18 protein-coding genes are annotated in these 16330 nt (G+C 64.4%); 3 read left to right on the top strand and 15 right to left on the bottom strand.

The window, feature by feature from the left end; translation table 11 throughout:
- From fldA to MM194_RS04995, 4 genes are read right to left on the bottom strand one after another with little or no spacing between them, the layout of a single operon-like run.
- Complete coding sequence (gene fldA / locus MM194_RS04980; RefSeq protein ID WP_033129316.1) at positions 1-525, bottom strand: flavodoxin FldA; 525 nt, start codon at positions 523-525, stop codon at positions 1-3.
- Positions 526-564: 39 nt separating this feature from the next.
- Positions 565-861: a LexA regulated protein gene (ybfE, locus tag MM194_RS04985; protein WP_033129317.1), complete on the bottom strand. Its 297-nt coding sequence runs from the start codon at positions 859-861 to the stop codon at positions 565-567.
- Positions 862-881: 20 nt separating this feature from the next.
- On the bottom strand, positions 882-1103 hold the full coding sequence (locus MM194_RS04990) for a DUF2788 domain-containing protein (protein WP_033129318.1): 222 nt from the start codon (positions 1101-1103) through the stop codon (positions 882-884).
- Between the two features lie 55 nt (positions 1104-1158).
- Positions 1159-1923: an alpha/beta fold hydrolase gene (locus MM194_RS04995; RefSeq protein ID WP_241342995.1), complete on the bottom strand. Its 765-nt coding sequence runs from the start codon at positions 1921-1923 to the stop codon at positions 1159-1161.
- Positions 1924-2213: 290 nt separating this feature from the next.
- On the opposite strand from MM194_RS04995, the gene seqA reads away from it, so the two are divergent.
- Together seqA and pgm are read left to right on the top strand one after the other, a co-directional pair.
- Positions 2214-2726 carry a replication initiation negative regulator SeqA gene (gene seqA / locus MM194_RS05000; RefSeq protein WP_241342898.1) on the top strand — a complete coding sequence of 171 codons (513 nt, stop codon included), beginning with the start codon at positions 2214-2216 and terminating at the stop codon, positions 2724-2726.
- A 52-nt stretch (positions 2727-2778) separates the two neighbouring features.
- Complete coding sequence (gene pgm, locus MM194_RS05005) at positions 2779-4428, top strand: phosphoglucomutase (alpha-D-glucose-1,6-bisphosphate-dependent) (protein ID WP_241342900.1); 1650 nt, start codon at positions 2779-2781, stop codon at positions 4426-4428.
- Between the two features lie 95 nt (positions 4429-4523).
- On the opposite strand, the gene MM194_RS05010 is transcribed toward pgm, so the two are convergent.
- Positions 4524-5405 carry an EamA family transporter gene (locus MM194_RS05010; RefSeq protein ID WP_033129323.1) on the bottom strand — a complete coding sequence of 294 codons (882 nt, stop codon included), beginning with the start codon at positions 5403-5405 and terminating at the stop codon, positions 4524-4526.
- A 94-nt stretch (positions 5406-5499) separates the two neighbouring features.
- Between MM194_RS05010 and MM194_RS05015 the strand changes: the two genes are divergently transcribed.
- Positions 5500-5982 carry a MarR family transcriptional regulator gene (locus MM194_RS05015; RefSeq protein ID WP_241342902.1) on the top strand — a complete coding sequence of 161 codons (483 nt, stop codon included), beginning with the start codon at positions 5500-5502 and terminating at the stop codon, positions 5980-5982.
- Positions 5983-6025: 43 nt separating this feature from the next.
- Here MM194_RS05015 and mltB read toward each other — a convergent pair whose 3' ends face one another.
- The 10 genes from mltB to MM194_RS05065 form a co-directional block, all read right to left on the bottom strand.
- Positions 6026-7117, bottom strand: coding sequence for a lytic murein transglycosylase B (gene mltB / locus MM194_RS05020; RefSeq protein WP_241342904.1), 1092 nt, complete (start codon positions 7115-7117; stop codon positions 6026-6028).
- Between the two features lie 133 nt (positions 7118-7250).
- On the bottom strand, positions 7251-7853 hold the full coding sequence (locus tag MM194_RS05025; protein ID WP_241342906.1) for a CDP-alcohol phosphatidyltransferase family protein: 603 nt from the start codon (positions 7851-7853) through the stop codon (positions 7251-7253).
- Positions 7846-8496, bottom strand: a complete 651-nt coding sequence (locus MM194_RS05030; RefSeq protein WP_241342996.1) for an ATP-binding cassette domain-containing protein — start codon at positions 8494-8496, stop codon at positions 7846-7848. Before MM194_RS05030 ends, MM194_RS05025 begins: the two co-directional genes overlap by 8 nt.
- A gap of 10 nt (positions 8497-8506) precedes the next feature.
- A complete protein-coding gene (locus tag MM194_RS05035; RefSeq protein WP_033129327.1) occupies positions 8507-10168 on the bottom strand; it encodes an ABC transporter permease in 1662 nt (553 codons plus the stop codon).
- A 3-nt stretch (positions 10169-10171) separates the two neighbouring features.
- The gene (locus MM194_RS05040; protein WP_033129328.1) at positions 10172-11386 is read right to left on the bottom strand and encodes an ABC transporter substrate-binding protein; all 1215 of its coding nucleotides are present in this window, start codon (positions 11384-11386) and stop codon (positions 10172-10174) included.
- A 22-nt stretch (positions 11387-11408) separates the two neighbouring features.
- Positions 11409-13562: a bifunctional TVP38/TMEM64 family protein/FAD-dependent oxidoreductase gene (locus MM194_RS05045; protein WP_033129329.1), complete on the bottom strand. Its 2154-nt coding sequence runs from the start codon at positions 13560-13562 to the stop codon at positions 11409-11411.
- On the bottom strand, positions 13562-14155 hold the full coding sequence (locus MM194_RS05050) for a carboxymuconolactone decarboxylase family protein (RefSeq protein ID WP_033129330.1): 594 nt from the start codon (positions 14153-14155) through the stop codon (positions 13562-13564). Before MM194_RS05050 ends, MM194_RS05045 begins: the two co-directional genes overlap by 1 nt.
- Before the next feature lie 11 nt (positions 14156-14166).
- Complete coding sequence (locus MM194_RS05055; RefSeq protein WP_033129331.1) at positions 14167-14877, bottom strand: DUF1499 domain-containing protein; 711 nt, start codon at positions 14875-14877, stop codon at positions 14167-14169.
- Positions 14878-15055: 178 nt separating this feature from the next.
- The gene (locus MM194_RS05060) at positions 15056-15334 is read right to left on the bottom strand and encodes a peptidylprolyl isomerase (RefSeq protein ID WP_033129332.1); all 279 of its coding nucleotides are present in this window, start codon (positions 15332-15334) and stop codon (positions 15056-15058) included.
- A gap of 59 nt (positions 15335-15393) precedes the next feature.
- Positions 15394-15768: a hypothetical protein gene (locus tag MM194_RS05065; protein ID WP_241342908.1), complete on the bottom strand. Its 375-nt coding sequence runs from the start codon at positions 15766-15768 to the stop codon at positions 15394-15396.
- Positions 15769-16330: the final 562 nt, after the last annotated feature.

The raw sequence follows: 16330 nt of genomic DNA on the forward strand, positions 1-16330 counted from the left end.
TTACGCCAGCTCGCCCAGGTTCAGCTCTTCGTGCAGCTGTTTGCACCAGCCCTTGACGCGCTCGGCGGTCAGCTCAGGCTGGCGATCCTCGTCGATGCCCAGACCGACGAAGTGCTTGTCATCGACCAGTGCCTTGGAGGCTTCGAATTCGTAGCCGGCGGTCGGCCAGTGGCCGACGATGATGGCGCCCTTGGCTTCGACGATGTCGCGCAGGGTCCCCATGGCATCGAGGAAGTACTCGGAATAGTCTTCCTGATCGCCGCAGCCGAAGATGGCGACCAGCTTGTTGGTGAAATCTATCTCTTCCAACTCGGGGAAGAAGTCATCCCAGTCAGCTTGAGACTCACCGTAGTACCAAGTCGGGATGCCAAACATCAGCAGATCGAAGTTGGCAATATCGGCCTTGCTGCTCTTGGCAATGTCATGGACTTCAATGAGTTGCTTGCCCAGTTCTTTCTGGATCATCTTGGCGACAGCTTCGGTATTACCGGTATCGCTGCCGAAAAACAGACCTACACTAGCCATAGTGTTTAGTTACCCGTATCTGGTGTTGATGCTTAACGGTCAGATTGCGACGCCTGCTGCAAAAGCAGACTCAATCTGTTGCTTCAGGATAGATTGGATCAGCTCGGCTCGGCTGACGTTCTGTTGCAGCGCGAGTTGGTTCAGGCGCTCCAGCAACTCGGCCTCCACCTTCAACTCTACCCGTTTCAGGCCATTCTCCCGATCGCGCTTGAGCTGGTTGCGCTTGTTGATCTTGAGTTGGGTCTCACGGGGGAGTGGGTTGGTCTTTGGCCTGCCGGGGCGCTTCTCACTTGCGAACAGATCCAGTGTTGTTCGATCAGTTTGCTGTTTGGCCATACATCACAGATGAAAATAAGTTAGCCGATCCCTGAGCCTTCCCAGCCCATTTCGATCAGCCCCTTGGCGACAAAACCCGCGCAACCCAGAAACAGAACCAGCCAGACGACGAGACGGCCGAAACGGGGCACGTTGCCGCGTTTGAGCACGTCATGAATGGCCAGACCAATCAGCAGGAAGATGGCCACGAAGAACAACTTCAGGCCCAGACTCTCGATTAGATCGATATGTTCACTCAGCATGGATTGCGCACACTCCTTATGACGGGCGCACTATATCACAAAGGATTTGAAACTGTTAACCGCCTGTCGACAGGAAATCCACAACCAGTTTATTGAATAAAAGCGGTTTCTCGGCGTGCAGCCAGTGACCGGTTCCGGCGATGACGCGGGCCTTGGCGGCCGGGAATTGTGCCATCACTGTGTCCGTGTATGCGGGCAACACATAGTCCGAATCCCCCCCCTTGATGAACAGGGTCGGTCCCTCGAAGCGCGTCTGGTCGTCGGGCCAGCCCATGATGTTGGCGTAGTTGTGTTCGAGCGCCGGCACATTGAAGCGCCAGCCCCAACCCGCTTCCCCCTTGGCGAAGGATTTGAGCAGGAACTGGAGTACCCCCGGGATCTCGATGTACTGGGCCAGTATGGCCTCGGCCTCGCTGCGACTCTGGGGCGGATTGGCGAGTGTGGCGTTGAGACCGGCGAACACATTCTTGTGGCGGGCGTGGGGGTAGGCGACCGGGGCTATGTCGGCCACCACCAGCCGGTCGACCCGGGCAGGGGCCAGCTTGGCGACCTGCATGGCGACCTTGCCGCCCATGGAGTGGCCCACTATCGCCACCCGGTCCAGCGCCAGGTGATCCAGCAGGGCGATCACATCCGCCGCCTGCTGCGGGTAGCTCATCTCGCCTGAGTGAAAGGAGGCACCGTGGTTGCGCAGATCGACGCTGATGACATCACACTGTTCGCTCAGGGGGCGGGCCAGCAGACCGAGGTTGTCCAGGCTGCCGAACAGACCGTGGATCAGCACGACGGCGGGACCCTGACCTTGTTGCTTGAAATTCAAATGGGGGTTGTGTTGCAAAATGACACCTTTATCGGTCGTTGGCACGCAGGCCTGATTTTTAATCTATTGAAAGAAAAGGATTTCATTCTTTTTGGGAGGGTTTTTCTGTGGTTTTTTTCCAAAAAAACCGCCCGAGATCCGCTATCAGTGCGGGGGATCACACACTTGGTCCCGCATTATGCCGTATTCTCGATGAGATTCATGCACATCTGCCAGCCGCTCCCTTGGGCTGCCGGGTTTGCCTATGTATAATCGCCGCATCCGAACTTCGACGAGTCCAGCGCATCCCTATGAAAACCATCGAGCTTGATGACGATCTCTACTTCTTTATCGCGAGCCAGACCCGGCACATCGGCGAGAGTGCCTCCGATATCCTGCGCCGCCTGCTGGAACAACCCGCCTCGGCGCGAGTGCCCGCCACCGTCGAACCGGCGGTGCAGGCCCAGCCAGTGGCCCCGGCCGATGCCATGGGACTGCAGGCGCTGCTCGACTCCGGCGCGCTGCAACAGGAAGAGAAGTCCATCAATCGCTTCATGCTGGTGCTGAGTACCCTCTATCGGGACAATCCGGAGAGCTTCACCCAGGCGACCGAGATCAAGGGGCGCAAGCGCGTCTATTTCTCCCAGGATCCCGAGGCGCTGCGGGCCAGTGGCAGCACCACCAAGCCCAAACAGGTGCCGGATACCCCGTTTTGGGTGATCACCAACACCAACACCAGCCGCAAGCAGAACATGGTGGCCCAATTGATGGCCAGCATGGGGTACAACGAGGATTTGACTGCGCGGGTGTGCGGCGCAGTTTAACGCATCACAGACTTAAGGCCTTGTCGGCAAGGCCTCGCTCAAGGAAAACGTCATGGCACAGCATCCTCACGCCGGCAAGCCGGCTCGCCTCAGCGACTTGACCAACATCCCCCGTCTGGTCAGCGCCTACTACCTCAACAAGCCGGACATGAGCCGCCCCGAGCAGCGGGTGGCCTTTGGCACCTCCGGTCACAGGGGCAGCGCTCTGCACAACGCCTTCACCGAATCCCACATCCTGGCGGTGACCCAGGCGCTGGTGGAGTATCGCCAGCAGGCCGGTATCCAGGGGCCGCTGTTTGTCGGCATGGATACCCACGCCCTGTCCGAATCCGCTTTTGCCAGCGCGGTGGAAGTGCTGGCGGCCAACGGCGTCGAGACCCGCATCCAGGCCGGCCTCGGCTTCACGCCGACCCCGGTCATCTCCCACGCCATTTTGCGCCACAACGCCAGCAAGCCGGCGGCCCTGGCGGACGGCGTGGTGATCACCCCGTCCCACAACCCGCCGGAAGACGGTGGCTTCAAATACAATCCCCCCCACGGCGGCCCCGCCGAGGGTGAGATCACCAAGTGGGTGGAAGACAGAGCCAACGCCATCCTGGAGGCAAACCTCGCCGGGGTGAAACGAATGCCGTTCGCCGAGGCGCTGGCGAGTGAGTTCGTGGTCGAACACGACTACGTCACCCCCTATGTGGACGATCTGGAAAACGTGCTGGATCTGGCGGCCATCAAGCGGGCCGGCATCAAGATCGGGGTGGATCCCCTGGGTGGCTCCGGCGTGGCCTACTGGGACGTGATCGCCAAGCGCTATGACCTCGACATCGAGGTGGTCAACTACCGCGTCGACCCGACCTTCTCCTTCATGACCCTGGACAAGGACGGCAAGATCCGGATGGACTGTTCCAGCCCCTTTGCCATGGCCGGCCTGATCGCGCTGAAAGACAAGTTCGACATCGCGCTCGGCAACGATCCCGACTACGACCGTCACGGCATCGTCACCAAGGCGGGGTTGATGAACCCGAACCACTACCTGGCGGTGGCGATCCAGTACCTGTTCACCCACAGAACCGGTTGGCCCAAGACGGCCGCGGTCGGCAAGACGCTGGTCTCCTCCTCCATGATCGACCGGGTCGCAGGCGAGATTGGCCGCACCCTGAAAGAGGTGCCGGTCGGCTTCAAGTGGTTCGTGGACGGCCTCTACAGCGGCGAGTTCGGCTTCGGCGGTGAAGAGAGCGCCGGCGCCTCCTTCCTGCGCAAGGATGGCACCGTCTGGACCACCGACAAGGACGGCTTCATCCTGGCCCTGCTGGCCGCCGAAATCCTGGCCGTCACCGGCAAGGATCCCCAGGCGCACTACGACGCCCTGGAGGCCAAATTTGGCCGCTCCAGCTACCGCCGCATCGATGCCCCGGCCAACAGCGCGCAAAAAGCGGTGCTGTCCAAGCTGGACCCGGCACTGGTGGAGGCCTCTACCCTGGCCGGCGATCCCATCCTCGCCAAGCTGACCCGCGCGCCCGGCAACAACGCCGCCATCGGTGGCTTGAAGGTCGTGACCGAACACGGTTGGTTCGCGGCGCGCCCCTCCGGCACCGAGTCCATCTACAAGATCTACATGGAGAGCTTCAAGGGTGAGGCACACCTGGACTTGATCCAGCAGGAGGCCCAGCTGATCGTTTCCGCCGCCCTGGCCAAGGCCGGCGTCTGACGTTCTCTGCGGATCACCCCATGTAAAAGAGGAGCCCTGGTGGCTCCTCTTTTTTTATGCATCCTGTTGGCTATTCAAGCCATTCGTCTCGCGGGTCAGTCATTGCCGGCCTTGCTGGTGCTCGCCTTGCGGACTTGCCAGCGTTTGAAGAAGGGCCTCGCCGGCAGCTTCATCAGGAACAGGGAGAGCAGGATCACCCCGATGCCGAGCCACTGACGCCCGTCCAGAGTCTCGCCCACCATCAGCACCCCCAGCGACACCGCCACCATGGGATTGGTGAGGGCCAGCATGCCCATCACCTCGGGACCGTGGCGCTTGAGGCCCCACAGCCAGGCCCAGTAGGCCAGCGCCGTGTTGAGCAGGATCAGCCAGCCAAACGCGGGGGCACTCGCCAGACGGGGTGTCGGCATGGGGCCCGCCAGCCACCAGGCGATCGGGATCAACATCAGGCCGCCGAGCAGCAGTTGCCAGGCGGTGAGGGCCAGCAGATCGCTCACCGGCCAGCGTTGCATCCAGCGGCTGGACTGGCCGATGAGCAGGGTGGCGAGCAGGGCGCAGCCCACGCCGACGGGATCCAGATTGGCGGAGGGGTTGAGCAGCAGCAACACGCCCACGAGCCCCATCAGCCCCAGCAGCAGCCACTTCAGGCTCGGCCGTTTGCCATCCTGCAACCAGGCCAGCCCCATCAGGATCAGCGGCAGGGTCGCGCCCAGGGTACCCGCCACGGCCCCCGGCAGGCGGAAGGCCGCCACGAACAGCAGGGCGAAGAAGGCGGTGATGTTGCAAAACGCCAGCAGAAATTGCCTGCTCCAGGTCAGCGGTGGTCGGCTGGGGTGCAGCAACAGCAGCAGCATGCCGGCGGGCAGGGCTCGCCACACCGCCACCCAGTAGGGGGAGTAGTCGGTCAGATAGAGACTGACGAGGGCGTAGGTGCTCCCCCACAGCAGGGGCGCGAGCAGGGCGATCAGCAGCGGCATGGGTATCTCACGAAAAAGTATCTTTAAGTAAAGATACATTAGCCGTCAGTTGGTTTATTATCAAGTATCTTTATAAAAAGATAATGGAGTCATGATGGAGTCTGATCATGTAGACCTGCTGCTGGCGCAGTGGGCCCGGCAGCGGCCGGATCTCGACTGCAGCCCCATGGGGGTACTGGGCCGGGTGGCGCGGATGGCGGCGATCGCCGGGCGTGAGGTGAGCGAGGAGCTCAAGGAGTGCGGCCTGCTGGGCTCCGACTTCGACATCCTGGCGACCTTAAGACGCGCCGGAGAACCCCTCACGCCGACCCAGCTCTACCAATCCGCCATGCTGACCTCGGGGGCCATGACGGCCAGGCTCGACAAGCTGGCCGAGCGGGGTCTCATCGAGCGACAGGCGGCGCCGAGCGACAGGCGCAGCCTGCTGGTCTGTCTGACCGAGGCGGGCAGAGAGCTGATCGATCGGGCGGTGGAGCGGCACGTGGCGAACGAGCGCCGCTTGTTGGCCCCATTGACCCAGGTCGAGCAGGTGCAGCTTGCCGCTCTGCTCAAGCGCTGGCTATTGGAAAACGAATAACAAAACGGGCCCATCGGGCCCGCTTTGTCAGCAAAATGCAGCATTAATAACTGCCTTTGGCATCCCTGACCGCCAGACCGAGTTGCCATACCGCCATGGCGTAGTGGGTACTGTGGTTGTAGCGGGTGATGGCGTAGAAGTTCGGCAGGCCGTACCAGTATTGGTAGCCGGTGCCCACGTCCAAGCGCAGCAGGCTCGCCTGCTGGTGGTTGCCGAGGGAGCTGGTGGGCGCGAGGCCGGCCCCGCGCAGAGTGGCGACGGGGTAGCGGGTCTGGAAGCCGTGCTCATAGCCGGGCAGCTGGCCCTGACCGCGCACCGCCACCGGTTGTCCCTTCTCCCAGCCATGGGCCTTGAAGTAGTTGGCGACGCTGCCGATGGCATCCACCGGATCCCAGAGGTTGGTGTGACCGTTGCCATCGAAGTCCACCGCATAGCTCTGGAAGCTGGACGGCATGAACTGGCCATAGCCCATGGCGCCGGCGTAGGAGCCCTGCGGCTCGGTGGGATCCATGCCCTCGTCCCGGGTCATCACCAGGAAGGCTTCCAATTCGCCGGTGAAGAAATCGGCCCGACGGGGATAGTCGAAGGCCAGGGTGGCCAGCGCATCCAGGATGCGGGTCTTGCCCATTACCCGGCCCCAGCGGGTCTCCACCCCTATGATGCCGACGATGATCTCCGGCGGCACCCCGTAGATCTGCTGCGCCCTGTTGAGCTCGCTCTCGTATTCACGCCAGAAGTTGACGCCATTCTGGACGTTGTCCGGGGTGATGAATTTGGCGCGATAGCGGTTCCAGGCGCCGTTCGGGCCGGTTGGCGGTGTGGTGGTGGGGGCCTGGGCGTCCATCAGCTTGATGATCCAGTCGTAGCGCTGGGCCTGGGCCAGCACCTGATGCAGTTGCGCACTGTCGAAACCGTGCTTCTCGACCATGCGCTGCACGAATCTGTCCACATTGGGGCGATTGGCGAAGTCGCCCTTGCTAACCCCTTGGCTATAAAGGGGTTTGCTCGGTGGTGTCTGGTTGATGAAGGCGCTCTTTGGCTGTGGCTTGACCACGGGCGTTGGGGCCGGTGTGCTGCTGCAGCCATAAAGCAGGGGGAAGGCGGATAGGGTGAGGACACAGACAAGGCGACGCATAAGGTTCTCGAAGGCCTGAATAAGGAGTGTCGTCATGGTAAGACATTGGCATCCATGCGCAAGTGCTCAGTGCATGGCGGGGGGCCGCTATTCATCTTTTGATTGATTCGCCGCCAGCGCTTGGCGCCCTTCCTCAACGAAGGGTGTGATAGCCGCTCCAGAGCCGGGTCAGGGTGGTGATGCCGCAGAGCAGGGCGAAGCCGTAGGCCAGCGGCCCGAAGGCCCCGGGCCAGAGGCACATCAGCACGAACAGGGCGATGGTCTCGCTGCCCTCGGTCAGACCGCCGAGGTAGTAGAGAGACTTGTGGTGGTAGACGGGGTTCTCGATGCCGCGCTTGCCCGCCATGATGGCGAAGGCCAGGAAGCTCGAGCCCGTGCCCATGAAGGCAAACAGCAGGGTGGCGGCGGGCAGGGCGTTGGCCGGGGCACTCAGGGCGAAGCCCAGCACCACGGCGGCATAGAAGATGAAGTCGAGGGTGATGTCGAGGAAGCCGCCACAGTCGGTGATCCCGGTCTGCCGCGCCACTGCCCCATCCAGTCCGTCCAGCAGCCGGTTCAGCAGGATGGTGAGCAGCGCCCAGTCGTGCAGCCCCAGCGCCAGCAGCGGCAGCGCCAGCATGCCGATGGCAAAGCCGGTGAGGCTTATCTGGTTGGCGCTCATCCCGGCCCGGCACAGGGGGGCGGCCAGGGCGGCGAGGGGACGGCGGATCAGGGGAATGATATGGCGATCAAGCAAGGCTTTGTTCCTCGAAGGGCATGAGATTGAGGATGGCGCCCGGCGCATCGTCCTCGTCGTGGGTGACCAGGATGGCCGGTATGTTCAGGTTCTTGATCTGATCGAACACCAGGGCCCGGAATGCGGCCCGTAGCGGCTTGTCCAGCCGGGAGAAGGGCTCGTCCAGCAGCAGGGCTTGCGGCTCGGCCAGCAGGGCCCGCAGCAGGCTGACCCGCGCCTTCTGGCCGCCGGAGAGCCGGCCGGGCAGCTTGTCGGCCTGATCGGTCAACCCCACCTCCGCCAACGCGTCCAGTGCCCTTGTCCTCCTGGCTGCCTCTCCTCTGACGCTGGCCGGCATGCCAAAGATCAGGTTCTCGGCCACCGTCAGGTGGGCAAACAGCAAGTCTTCCTGGAACAACATGCCGATCCGCCGCCGCTGGGGGGGCAAGGGAGTGAGCAGTCGCTCGCCCAGCCAGAGGTCGCCCTCCAGCCGAAAGGGACCCCTGGGTGGCAGCACGCCCGCCAGCGCAGCCAGCAACGAGCTCTTGCCGCAGCCGCTTGGCCCCATCAGGGTCAGCACCTCGCCGGGGGCCACCTCGAGCGCAGGCAGGATGAGCAGGGGTTTGCCTGCGAGGTGGAGAATAAGTGGGGTGCTGTGCAGCATGGTCATTGTCTCATCCTAATGAGCCGTGTTTCAGTGCTGGGTTGATGCGGGCCGGCAGCCAGAGTACCAGGGCGTAGACGCACAGCGGCAACAGCAGTTGTAGCAGGCCGTAGAGCCCCGCCAGCCGCCGGTTGAGGCCGCTGCCGATGGCCACCGCCTCCGTGGTGATGGTCACGACCCGGCCGGCGCCAAACAGCAGGGTCGGCAGATATTGGGCCAGACTCACGGCTGCGCCGACCCCGAAGGCGAACAGCAGGGGGCGCGCCAGCAAGGGGGCCTTCACCCGCCACCAGGCCCGCCAGGGGCTGGCCCCGAGCAGTTGCGCCGCCTGCACGATACGAGGGTCGAACTGGCGATAGGCGCCGTGCAGGCAGAGGTACACATAGGGCGCCACGAACAGCAGCTGGCTCCAGAGCACCCAGCCCCAGCCTATGCCGTCGACTCCGGCGCTGCCCAGCCAGTCGATCTGGAGCCGCAACCCGAACAACAGGCTGGCCTGGGGCAACAGCAGCGGCAGGCAGACGAGCCAGAGCGGCCAGGGGCGTCGATCCCGTTGCGCTTCCAGGCAGAGCACCACCAGCAGCAGGGAGATGCCGGCACTCGCGATGGCGAGCCACAGACTCTGCCATAGCAGGGGACCCAGGCTCGGCAGCAGCACCAGCCAGTGGTGACCGCTCCACTGGCTCGGCAGCCCGTCAGGGAAGGGCCAGCGGCGGGTCAGGGACCAGAGCAGCAGCGCGGCCAGCACCAGCAGATTGATGGCGAGCAGCCCCAGGGCGCCGCCCCCGACCAGGCGCCTGGCCAGGCAAGCAGGGGCGGTGCGGCGGCCATCGAGCCAATGGTGCCGGCCAAGGCCAAGATGCCCCCACTCCAGCAGCCGCAAGCCGGCGAGCAGCAGCAGACCGCCGGCGAGCAGCAGCAGGGCGCCGCTGGCACTGGCCCCGCGCCACAGCAGATCGGCGTCCTGATACCAGAGCCAGAGCCGCACCGCCAGCGGGGCTGGCGCATCCGGTCCCAGCAACTGGGCGAGATCCACCACGGCGATGCCATAGGCCGCCACCGCATAGAGCGGCAGGCGCAAGGCGGGCCAGAGGGCGGGCAGCAGCAGGCGCCACCAGATCTGGGGGAGACTGAAGCCCATGCTCACGCCTATCCACTGCTGGCGAGCCACCTTGGCCGGATCCAGGGCCGAGAGTGCCATCAGCAGCAGAAAGGGAGTCTCTTTGAGGATGAGCGCGACGATGAGGCCCAGACCGGCGGGGTCCTTGAGGGTCTGCCAGTCGGGCGGCATCTCAAAACCGGTGAGGGTGGGAGAGAGCAGCCGCAGCAGCCAGCCGGAGGGGGCGAGCAAAAAGGCAAAGCCGATGGCAAAAGCCACGTGGGGCAGGGCTAGCAGCGGGGAGAGCAGGCGGCGCAGCATCCCCATCCAGCGACTTCCGTCGCCCTGGGCGAGCAGCAGGGCGGTAAAGAGCAAGGCCCCCAGGGTAGAGGCGCTCGCTATCCAGAGGCTCAGGCCCGCCGAATGCCAGAGCCCGGGCTGTGCCAGCAGCAGCCTGAGATTGCCCATGGCGGCGCCCTCGGCCAGCAGGAGCAGCAGGCCGACGGCGAGCGGCGCGGCCAGCAGCAGGCCGCACAGCCAGAGAAAGAGGAGGCGCCAGGCCCGGCTGCTCATGGATCAGCGGCCGTAGCGCTCGGCCCAGGCCGCTTCCAGCCGCAGCTGCCAGCTGGGGTGGGGCTCAGGCTTAGCCTTGAAGCGCAGTGCCGGTGCCCCCGTGGTGGACATGGTCTTGACGCCGAGCCTGGCGGGATCCAGCACGCTGGGATCGCCCCAGAAGGCGGGGTCCGCCTTGCGGGCCTGAGCGTCCGGGCTCAGCAGGAAGTTGGCCACCACCTTGGCGCCGGCCCGGGCGCTGGCATTGAAGGGGATGGCGAGGAAGTGGCTGTTGGTCAGCGCCCCCTTTGCCATGGCCACCGCCTTGACGGTGGGGGGCAGGGTGCCGTTTTGCACCGAGCTCTGGGCCTCCTGTGGGTTGAAGCTGATGGCCATGGCAAGCTCGCCGTCATCGAGCAACTGCTTGGTCTCGGCGGCGCCGGTGGGGAACAGCTTGCCCTTGCGCCAGAGCGCGGGGTGAAGCGCATCGAGCCAGGCCCAGAGGGGCGCACTCAGGCGATCAAACTCGGCATCGGTCGCCTCCCGATAGAGCGGCGCGGGATCGGCGGTCAACTCCAGCAGGATCTGCTTGAGGAAGCTGGCGCCGTGAAACTGGGGCGGCTTGGGGTAGGTGAAGCGGCCGGGGTGGGCCTTGGCCCAGGCGAGCAGTTCGGCCGCCGAGCTGGGTGCTGTGGTGACTTCCTCCGTGTTAACCATCAGATTGAGCTGGCCTATGCCCCAGGGGGCTTCCAGTCCCTCGACCGGCACGGTGAAGTCCTCTGTCACCGGCAGGGCCTCGTCCACCAGCGCCATGTTGGGCAGCTCGGCACTGAAGGGGGCGCCCAGCAGGTGCTGCTCCTTGAGCGCCTTGAAGTTCTTGCCGTTGACCCAGATCAGGTCGATGGGGCCGTCCTCCGTCTTGCCCGCCTGCTGGTTGGCCAGCAGCTGGCTGACGCTCTGGGCGATGTCATCCACCTTCACCTGCACCAGCTTGACCCCGTACTGCCGTTCGATCTCTTGGCCGGCCCAGACCAGATAGGCGTTGATCTCCGGGCTGCCGCCCCAGGCGTTGAAGTAGACGGTCTGGCCGCGGGCCTCCTGAAGCGTCTGCTGCCAGCGCAACCCATCCACCGGTTGTTCGCTCGCCTGCAACGGGCTCGCCATCAGCAGGGGGAAGGCGGTGAGCAGCAGGGCCCGGCGCAAGGGGCGGAGCAAGGAGCTAAATCGGGTCTTGAACATAGGGTGACCTTCTGCAAAGGGATCAGACGCCGCGGCGCCAAGCGTGATAACGGGCCAATAGCGGCAGCAGACGAACGGGTTGATGGGCCTGCTGCCAACGTCCGGCCACCTGCTTGTTGGCCTCCATCAGGGTGGGATAGGCGTGCACTGTGGCGAGGATCTTGCGCAGCCCCAGCCCCTGGCCCATGGCGAGCACGAACTCGGCGAGCCGCTCACCGGCATGAGTGCCCACTATGGTGGCCCCCAGGATCTTGTCCTTGCCCGGCACCGTCAACACCTCGACGAACCCCTGCCGCTCGCCATCCGTGATGGCGCGGTCGAGTTCGGCCAGTGGGAAGCGGGTTGCCTCGAAGGGGATACCCCGGGCGCGGGCCTCGCCCTGATTCAATCCCACTCGGGCGATCTCCGGGCTGGTGTAGGTGGCGGCCGGGATCACCCGATAGTCCACCCGAAAACGCTTGAAGGGGGCGAACAGGGCGTTGACCGCCGCGTACCAGGCCTGATGGGCGGCGACGTGGGTGAACTGGTAGGGACCGGCCAGGTCCCCCACCGCCAGGATGCTGGGGTAGTTGGTGGCGAGGAAAGCATCCACCCGCACCGTGCCTCCGGGGTTAAGGGTGACCCCCAGCTCCTCCAGCCCGAAGCCGTGCACGTTGGCGACACGGCCAAGGGCCAGCAGCAGCTGGTCTCCCTCCAGGGTCATGCGCTCCGTGCCTCTGCTCAGGTGCAGGCGGATCTCGCCGGGGTTCCTGCGCTCGACTCGCTCTACCCGCCAGCCGGTGAGCACCCGCACCCCGTCTTCCTCCATCTGCGCCTGCAGCAGCGCGGCGACCTCGGGCTCCTCCCTCGGCAACAGCTGCTCGGCCAGCTCCACCAGGCTGACCGGGATGCCGAGCAGGGCCAGGCTCTGGGCCAGCTCGCAGCCCATGGGGCCGCCGCCGAGCACCAGCAGGTGGCGCGGTGGCTCGCGCAACTGCCAGAGGCTGTCCGAGGTGAGGTAGGGCACCTCGCCCAGACCCGGCAGATCCGGCACCCTCGGCCTGGCGCCGGTGGCGATGACGATGTGGCGGCCGGACAGTCGCCGACCGTTGATCTCGACCTCCCAGGGGGAAACCAGACGCGCGGCTCCCTGGATGCACTCCACCCCCAGCCCCTGATAGCGCTCGACCGAATCGTGGGGCTCGACGGTTTTGATTACCTCGGCGATGCGCGTCATCACGGCGGCAAAATCGGCTTTGGATTGGCTGGGCGTGAAGCCCAGCTCGGCGGCGCGGCGCTGATCGGAGGCGAAGCGGGCGGCGCGGATCAGCGCCTTGGAGGGAACGCAGCCGGTATGCAGGCAATCCCCCCCCATTTTGTGCTGCTCGATCAGGGCTACCCTGGCCTTGACAGCGGCGGCTATGTAGCTGGTGACCAGCCCGCCGGCGCCGGCGCCTATCACCAGCAGGTTGTAGTCGAAGCGCCGGGGTTTCTGATAGGGGGCGTGCAGGCGGCGCAGGGCGAGCCTGCGTTGCAGCAGGCTCACCAGGCTCTTCATCAATAAAGGCATCAGCCCGAGCAGGGTCAGCGCCGCCACCAGGCCGGGGGAGAGGATGTTGCCCGTGCTGGTGAGGGTGGCGAGCTCGCTGCCCGCCAGCACATAGACGAAGGTACCCGGCAGCATGCCGAGCTGGCTGACCCAGTAGTAGGTGCTGACTCTGATGGGGGTGAGCCCCATCAGCAGGTTGATCAGAAAGAAGGGGAAGAGGGGGATGAGGCGCAGGCTCAGCAGGTAGAAGGCGCCATCCTTCGCCATGCCGGCCTCAAAGGTGGCCAGCTTGTCCCCAAAGCGGCGGCTCACCCAGTCGCGCAGCAGGAAGCGGGCGCTGAGAAAGGCCAGGGTGGCCCCAAGCGAGCTGGCAAAGGAGACCAGCAAGAGCCCCCAACCGACGCCGAACAGGGCGCTGCCCCCCAGGGTCAGCAGGCTGGCACCGGGCAGGGAGAGGGCGGTGCTGAGCACGTAGACGAGCACGAACAACAGGGCAGCCAGGGTGAAGTGCGCCTGTACCCAGACGGAGAGCTGCGCCTGGCGTGCTTGCAGCTCGGCGAGGCTCAGGTAGCGGCCGAGATCGAGGGCGAAGAAGGCGCCGATGAGGCACCCCATGCTCAGGAGCAGCAGCAGGCGGGTGCGCGTCATCAGGGCGCCTTGTCTTGTTTGTGATCGTCGGCCGATGAGGGGCGCACCGGCTGCACCGGCAGCTGGCAGAAGCCCTGGGGCGCGATGTCGAGGGCGGCATTGAACTTGGCGGACATGTTCTGGAAGGCGATGAGGCCGGTCAGCTCCACCAGGGCATCGTCGTCAAACCAGGGCTTGAGGCGCTTGGCCTGCTCGTCGCTCACCCCCTCCAGCCCGGTCATCGCCTCTGTGTAGTCGAGCACGGCCCGCTCCCGCGCATCGAACAGGGGGCTGTCACGCCACTGGGCCAGGGCCTCCACCTTGGCACTGGAGCCGGCCCGCTTGATCAGCGTCATGGCGTTGATGTCGACGCAGAAGCGGCACCAGTTGAGCTGGGAGACCCGCACCGTCACCAGGGAGCGCAGCACGGGGTCGATGGGGGAGCGGCTGCGGTTGATCACCCCGTACAGGGTGGCCACGGCGGCAAACAGCCGTGGGGAGCGGCCCCAGCATTTGCCCGGGATCAGCACCTGGCCGTAGTTGCGTTGCTGCAGCCAGAAGAAGGGGCGGATAAACCAGGCATATTCCCGATCGGGCTTGACCTCGACGCGCATTGATTACCTTCTTATTGCTTCAAATTGGGTTTGTAGGCCTGACCGAGCCGCTCGTTGAGGCGGGTCAAAAAGTCCTGGATCCGCGCCCGGTTGGCGCCCAGATCGCTGCGCCCCTGGCGGGAGGCGGAGCGCATGTCGACCCGGGTTTCTTTCGGCCCCTGGAAGACCCGCAGCGCCACATCGTCCTGGAAGCCGAACCAGCCCGAGGTCACCACGGCATCGAGGCCGTCCGGGCTGGGCTCTACCTGCCAGCCCAGCTCGCTCATCAGCTCGCTCGCCTCGGTGACGACCTCGATGGGGGGGGCTCTGGTATAGAGAGGACCGGGGTTGCCGGCAAATGCTTGCAGGGGGGCGGCATTGATGGGGAGATCTTGCGCCGTTCTCAGCCGCTCGGCCCACTGGAGGCGGGGCGGGTGGTAGGGATCCGTGCTGACGTCGTTGGTGAGCGGGGCGCGCAGCGCCTGCACCACAAACAGCAGGGGCAGCAGCAGCGGGACGACACCCCACAGATGGCCCCACAACTGGCTCCACTGGTTGTCCGCCCGGCGTGGTACCCCGTATCGGCGCCAGAGCAGGTGCAGCAAGAGTCCGAGGCTGATCAGGGCGCTGGCGAGGCAGAGGCTGAAGCCGACCCACCAGGGCCAGAGGTGGACGCGGCTGCCGAGGGCGCCAATGAGGGGCAGCAACCAGGCCAGCAGGGGCCACCACAAATAACTGGGCATAGGAGGGATCCACGGGTGATGATGGAGCAATACCCAGAAGGATAAACTTAATTAACTGATAACGTTAGTAAATTTATCTCGCCACTGTCATTTCCCCCGGCGGAGCGGGCGTTCGCTGCCGGCATCCTCGCCCTATTAGGGGGTGAGCGGGCTGGGCGCTCTCGCGGTGCCCCGGGGCTCAGTTGCGGTACAGCACCTTGATGAGGTGGAAGCCGAACTTGGTGCGAATTGGACCCAGCACTGTCAGGAGCTCCCCCTTGAACACCGCATCGTCAAATGCCTTGACCATGTCTCCCTTCGAGAACTCCCCCAGATCGCCGCTGCGCTTGGCGGAGGCACAGGTGGAGAAACGCTTGGCCATCTGGCCAAAATCGGCGCCCTTGGCGAGCTTTTCCTTGATCTCGAGACACTGTTTCTCGGTCTTGACCAGGATGTGTTGGGCACAGGCTTTTTTCATGTGGGCGCTCCATGAGTGGATGGTGGGCGGATGACAAACGGGGCGCAAGATTACCCGAATTAGCTCCGTGCGTCAGCCGCCAGACGCGCCCTGGGGCGAGCCTGCCACAGGATCTCCAGCCCGAGCAGCCCATACAGGCTCCAGATGGCCAGCGGATTGAGCCATTGACCGCCCAGTTGCAGGGTGAGCAGGGCGCCACCGGCCAGCAGCAAGGTGATGCCGGGCAGGCGCCAGTGCGCCGGCAGCGGCGCCAGCATGGCCAGCCCCAGCAACAGGGCGAGACCGAAGGGCAGGTTGAGGGCGGTGAAGGCCAGGGCCTGTTGGCCATTCATGCCGGTCAGCAGGGCCAGCAGGGCACTGCAACAGGCCAGGAAGGTGATGAACTCGAGCCGGTCGGCGATGTAGTCAGCCATCTGTTCGCTACGTAAGGGCATGGGATGTCTCCTGCGATTGATGTCATCAGTGTGGAGCAGGCGGGTGCCCAGTGGCAGCGGGATAAATCGATTGGATTGAACGAAGCTTTCATCTCACCCATTCAACTTATTGATTTAAATTTATTTTCCTGTTGAATAGCGAGAAGGGTGTGCCCTGATGACAGGGGCGGATGTCAAGCCATGCCGCGGCAGCCCGGTCCGCCATCGCCGGTTTTCCGACAGGGTTTGTCGCGTGACGCCGGTGGTGAAATACGCAGGGGATGCCGCCTGTGGGAAGGTGGCCGAGTGCCGGTGGCGGTTTTTTTTTGTACCGCACTGCCGAGAGAGTGTTCGCTTTCACCCTCCCGGGATGGGATTTTCCCTGTCTGGTCGCTATGTTACGGACGGGGTGGTGCCAGAATAGGGGAGGGCCGCGTGGGGGATCCCGCTGCGGCTGCCGCGCCGATTATGCTAGGATGCACGGCGCTTGCCACCGAGTGAGCCTCATTATCATTCTAAATATTACAGATTTTTAATAATGTTATGCGGGGAAAATTACGTTTGACAGGATGCTATCCTATCC

The sequence above is a fragment of the Aeromonas sp. MR16 genome (genome assembly GCF_022549315.1).
GTDB classification, from domain to species: domain Bacteria; phylum Pseudomonadota; class Gammaproteobacteria; order Enterobacterales; family Aeromonadaceae; genus Aeromonas; species Aeromonas aquatica.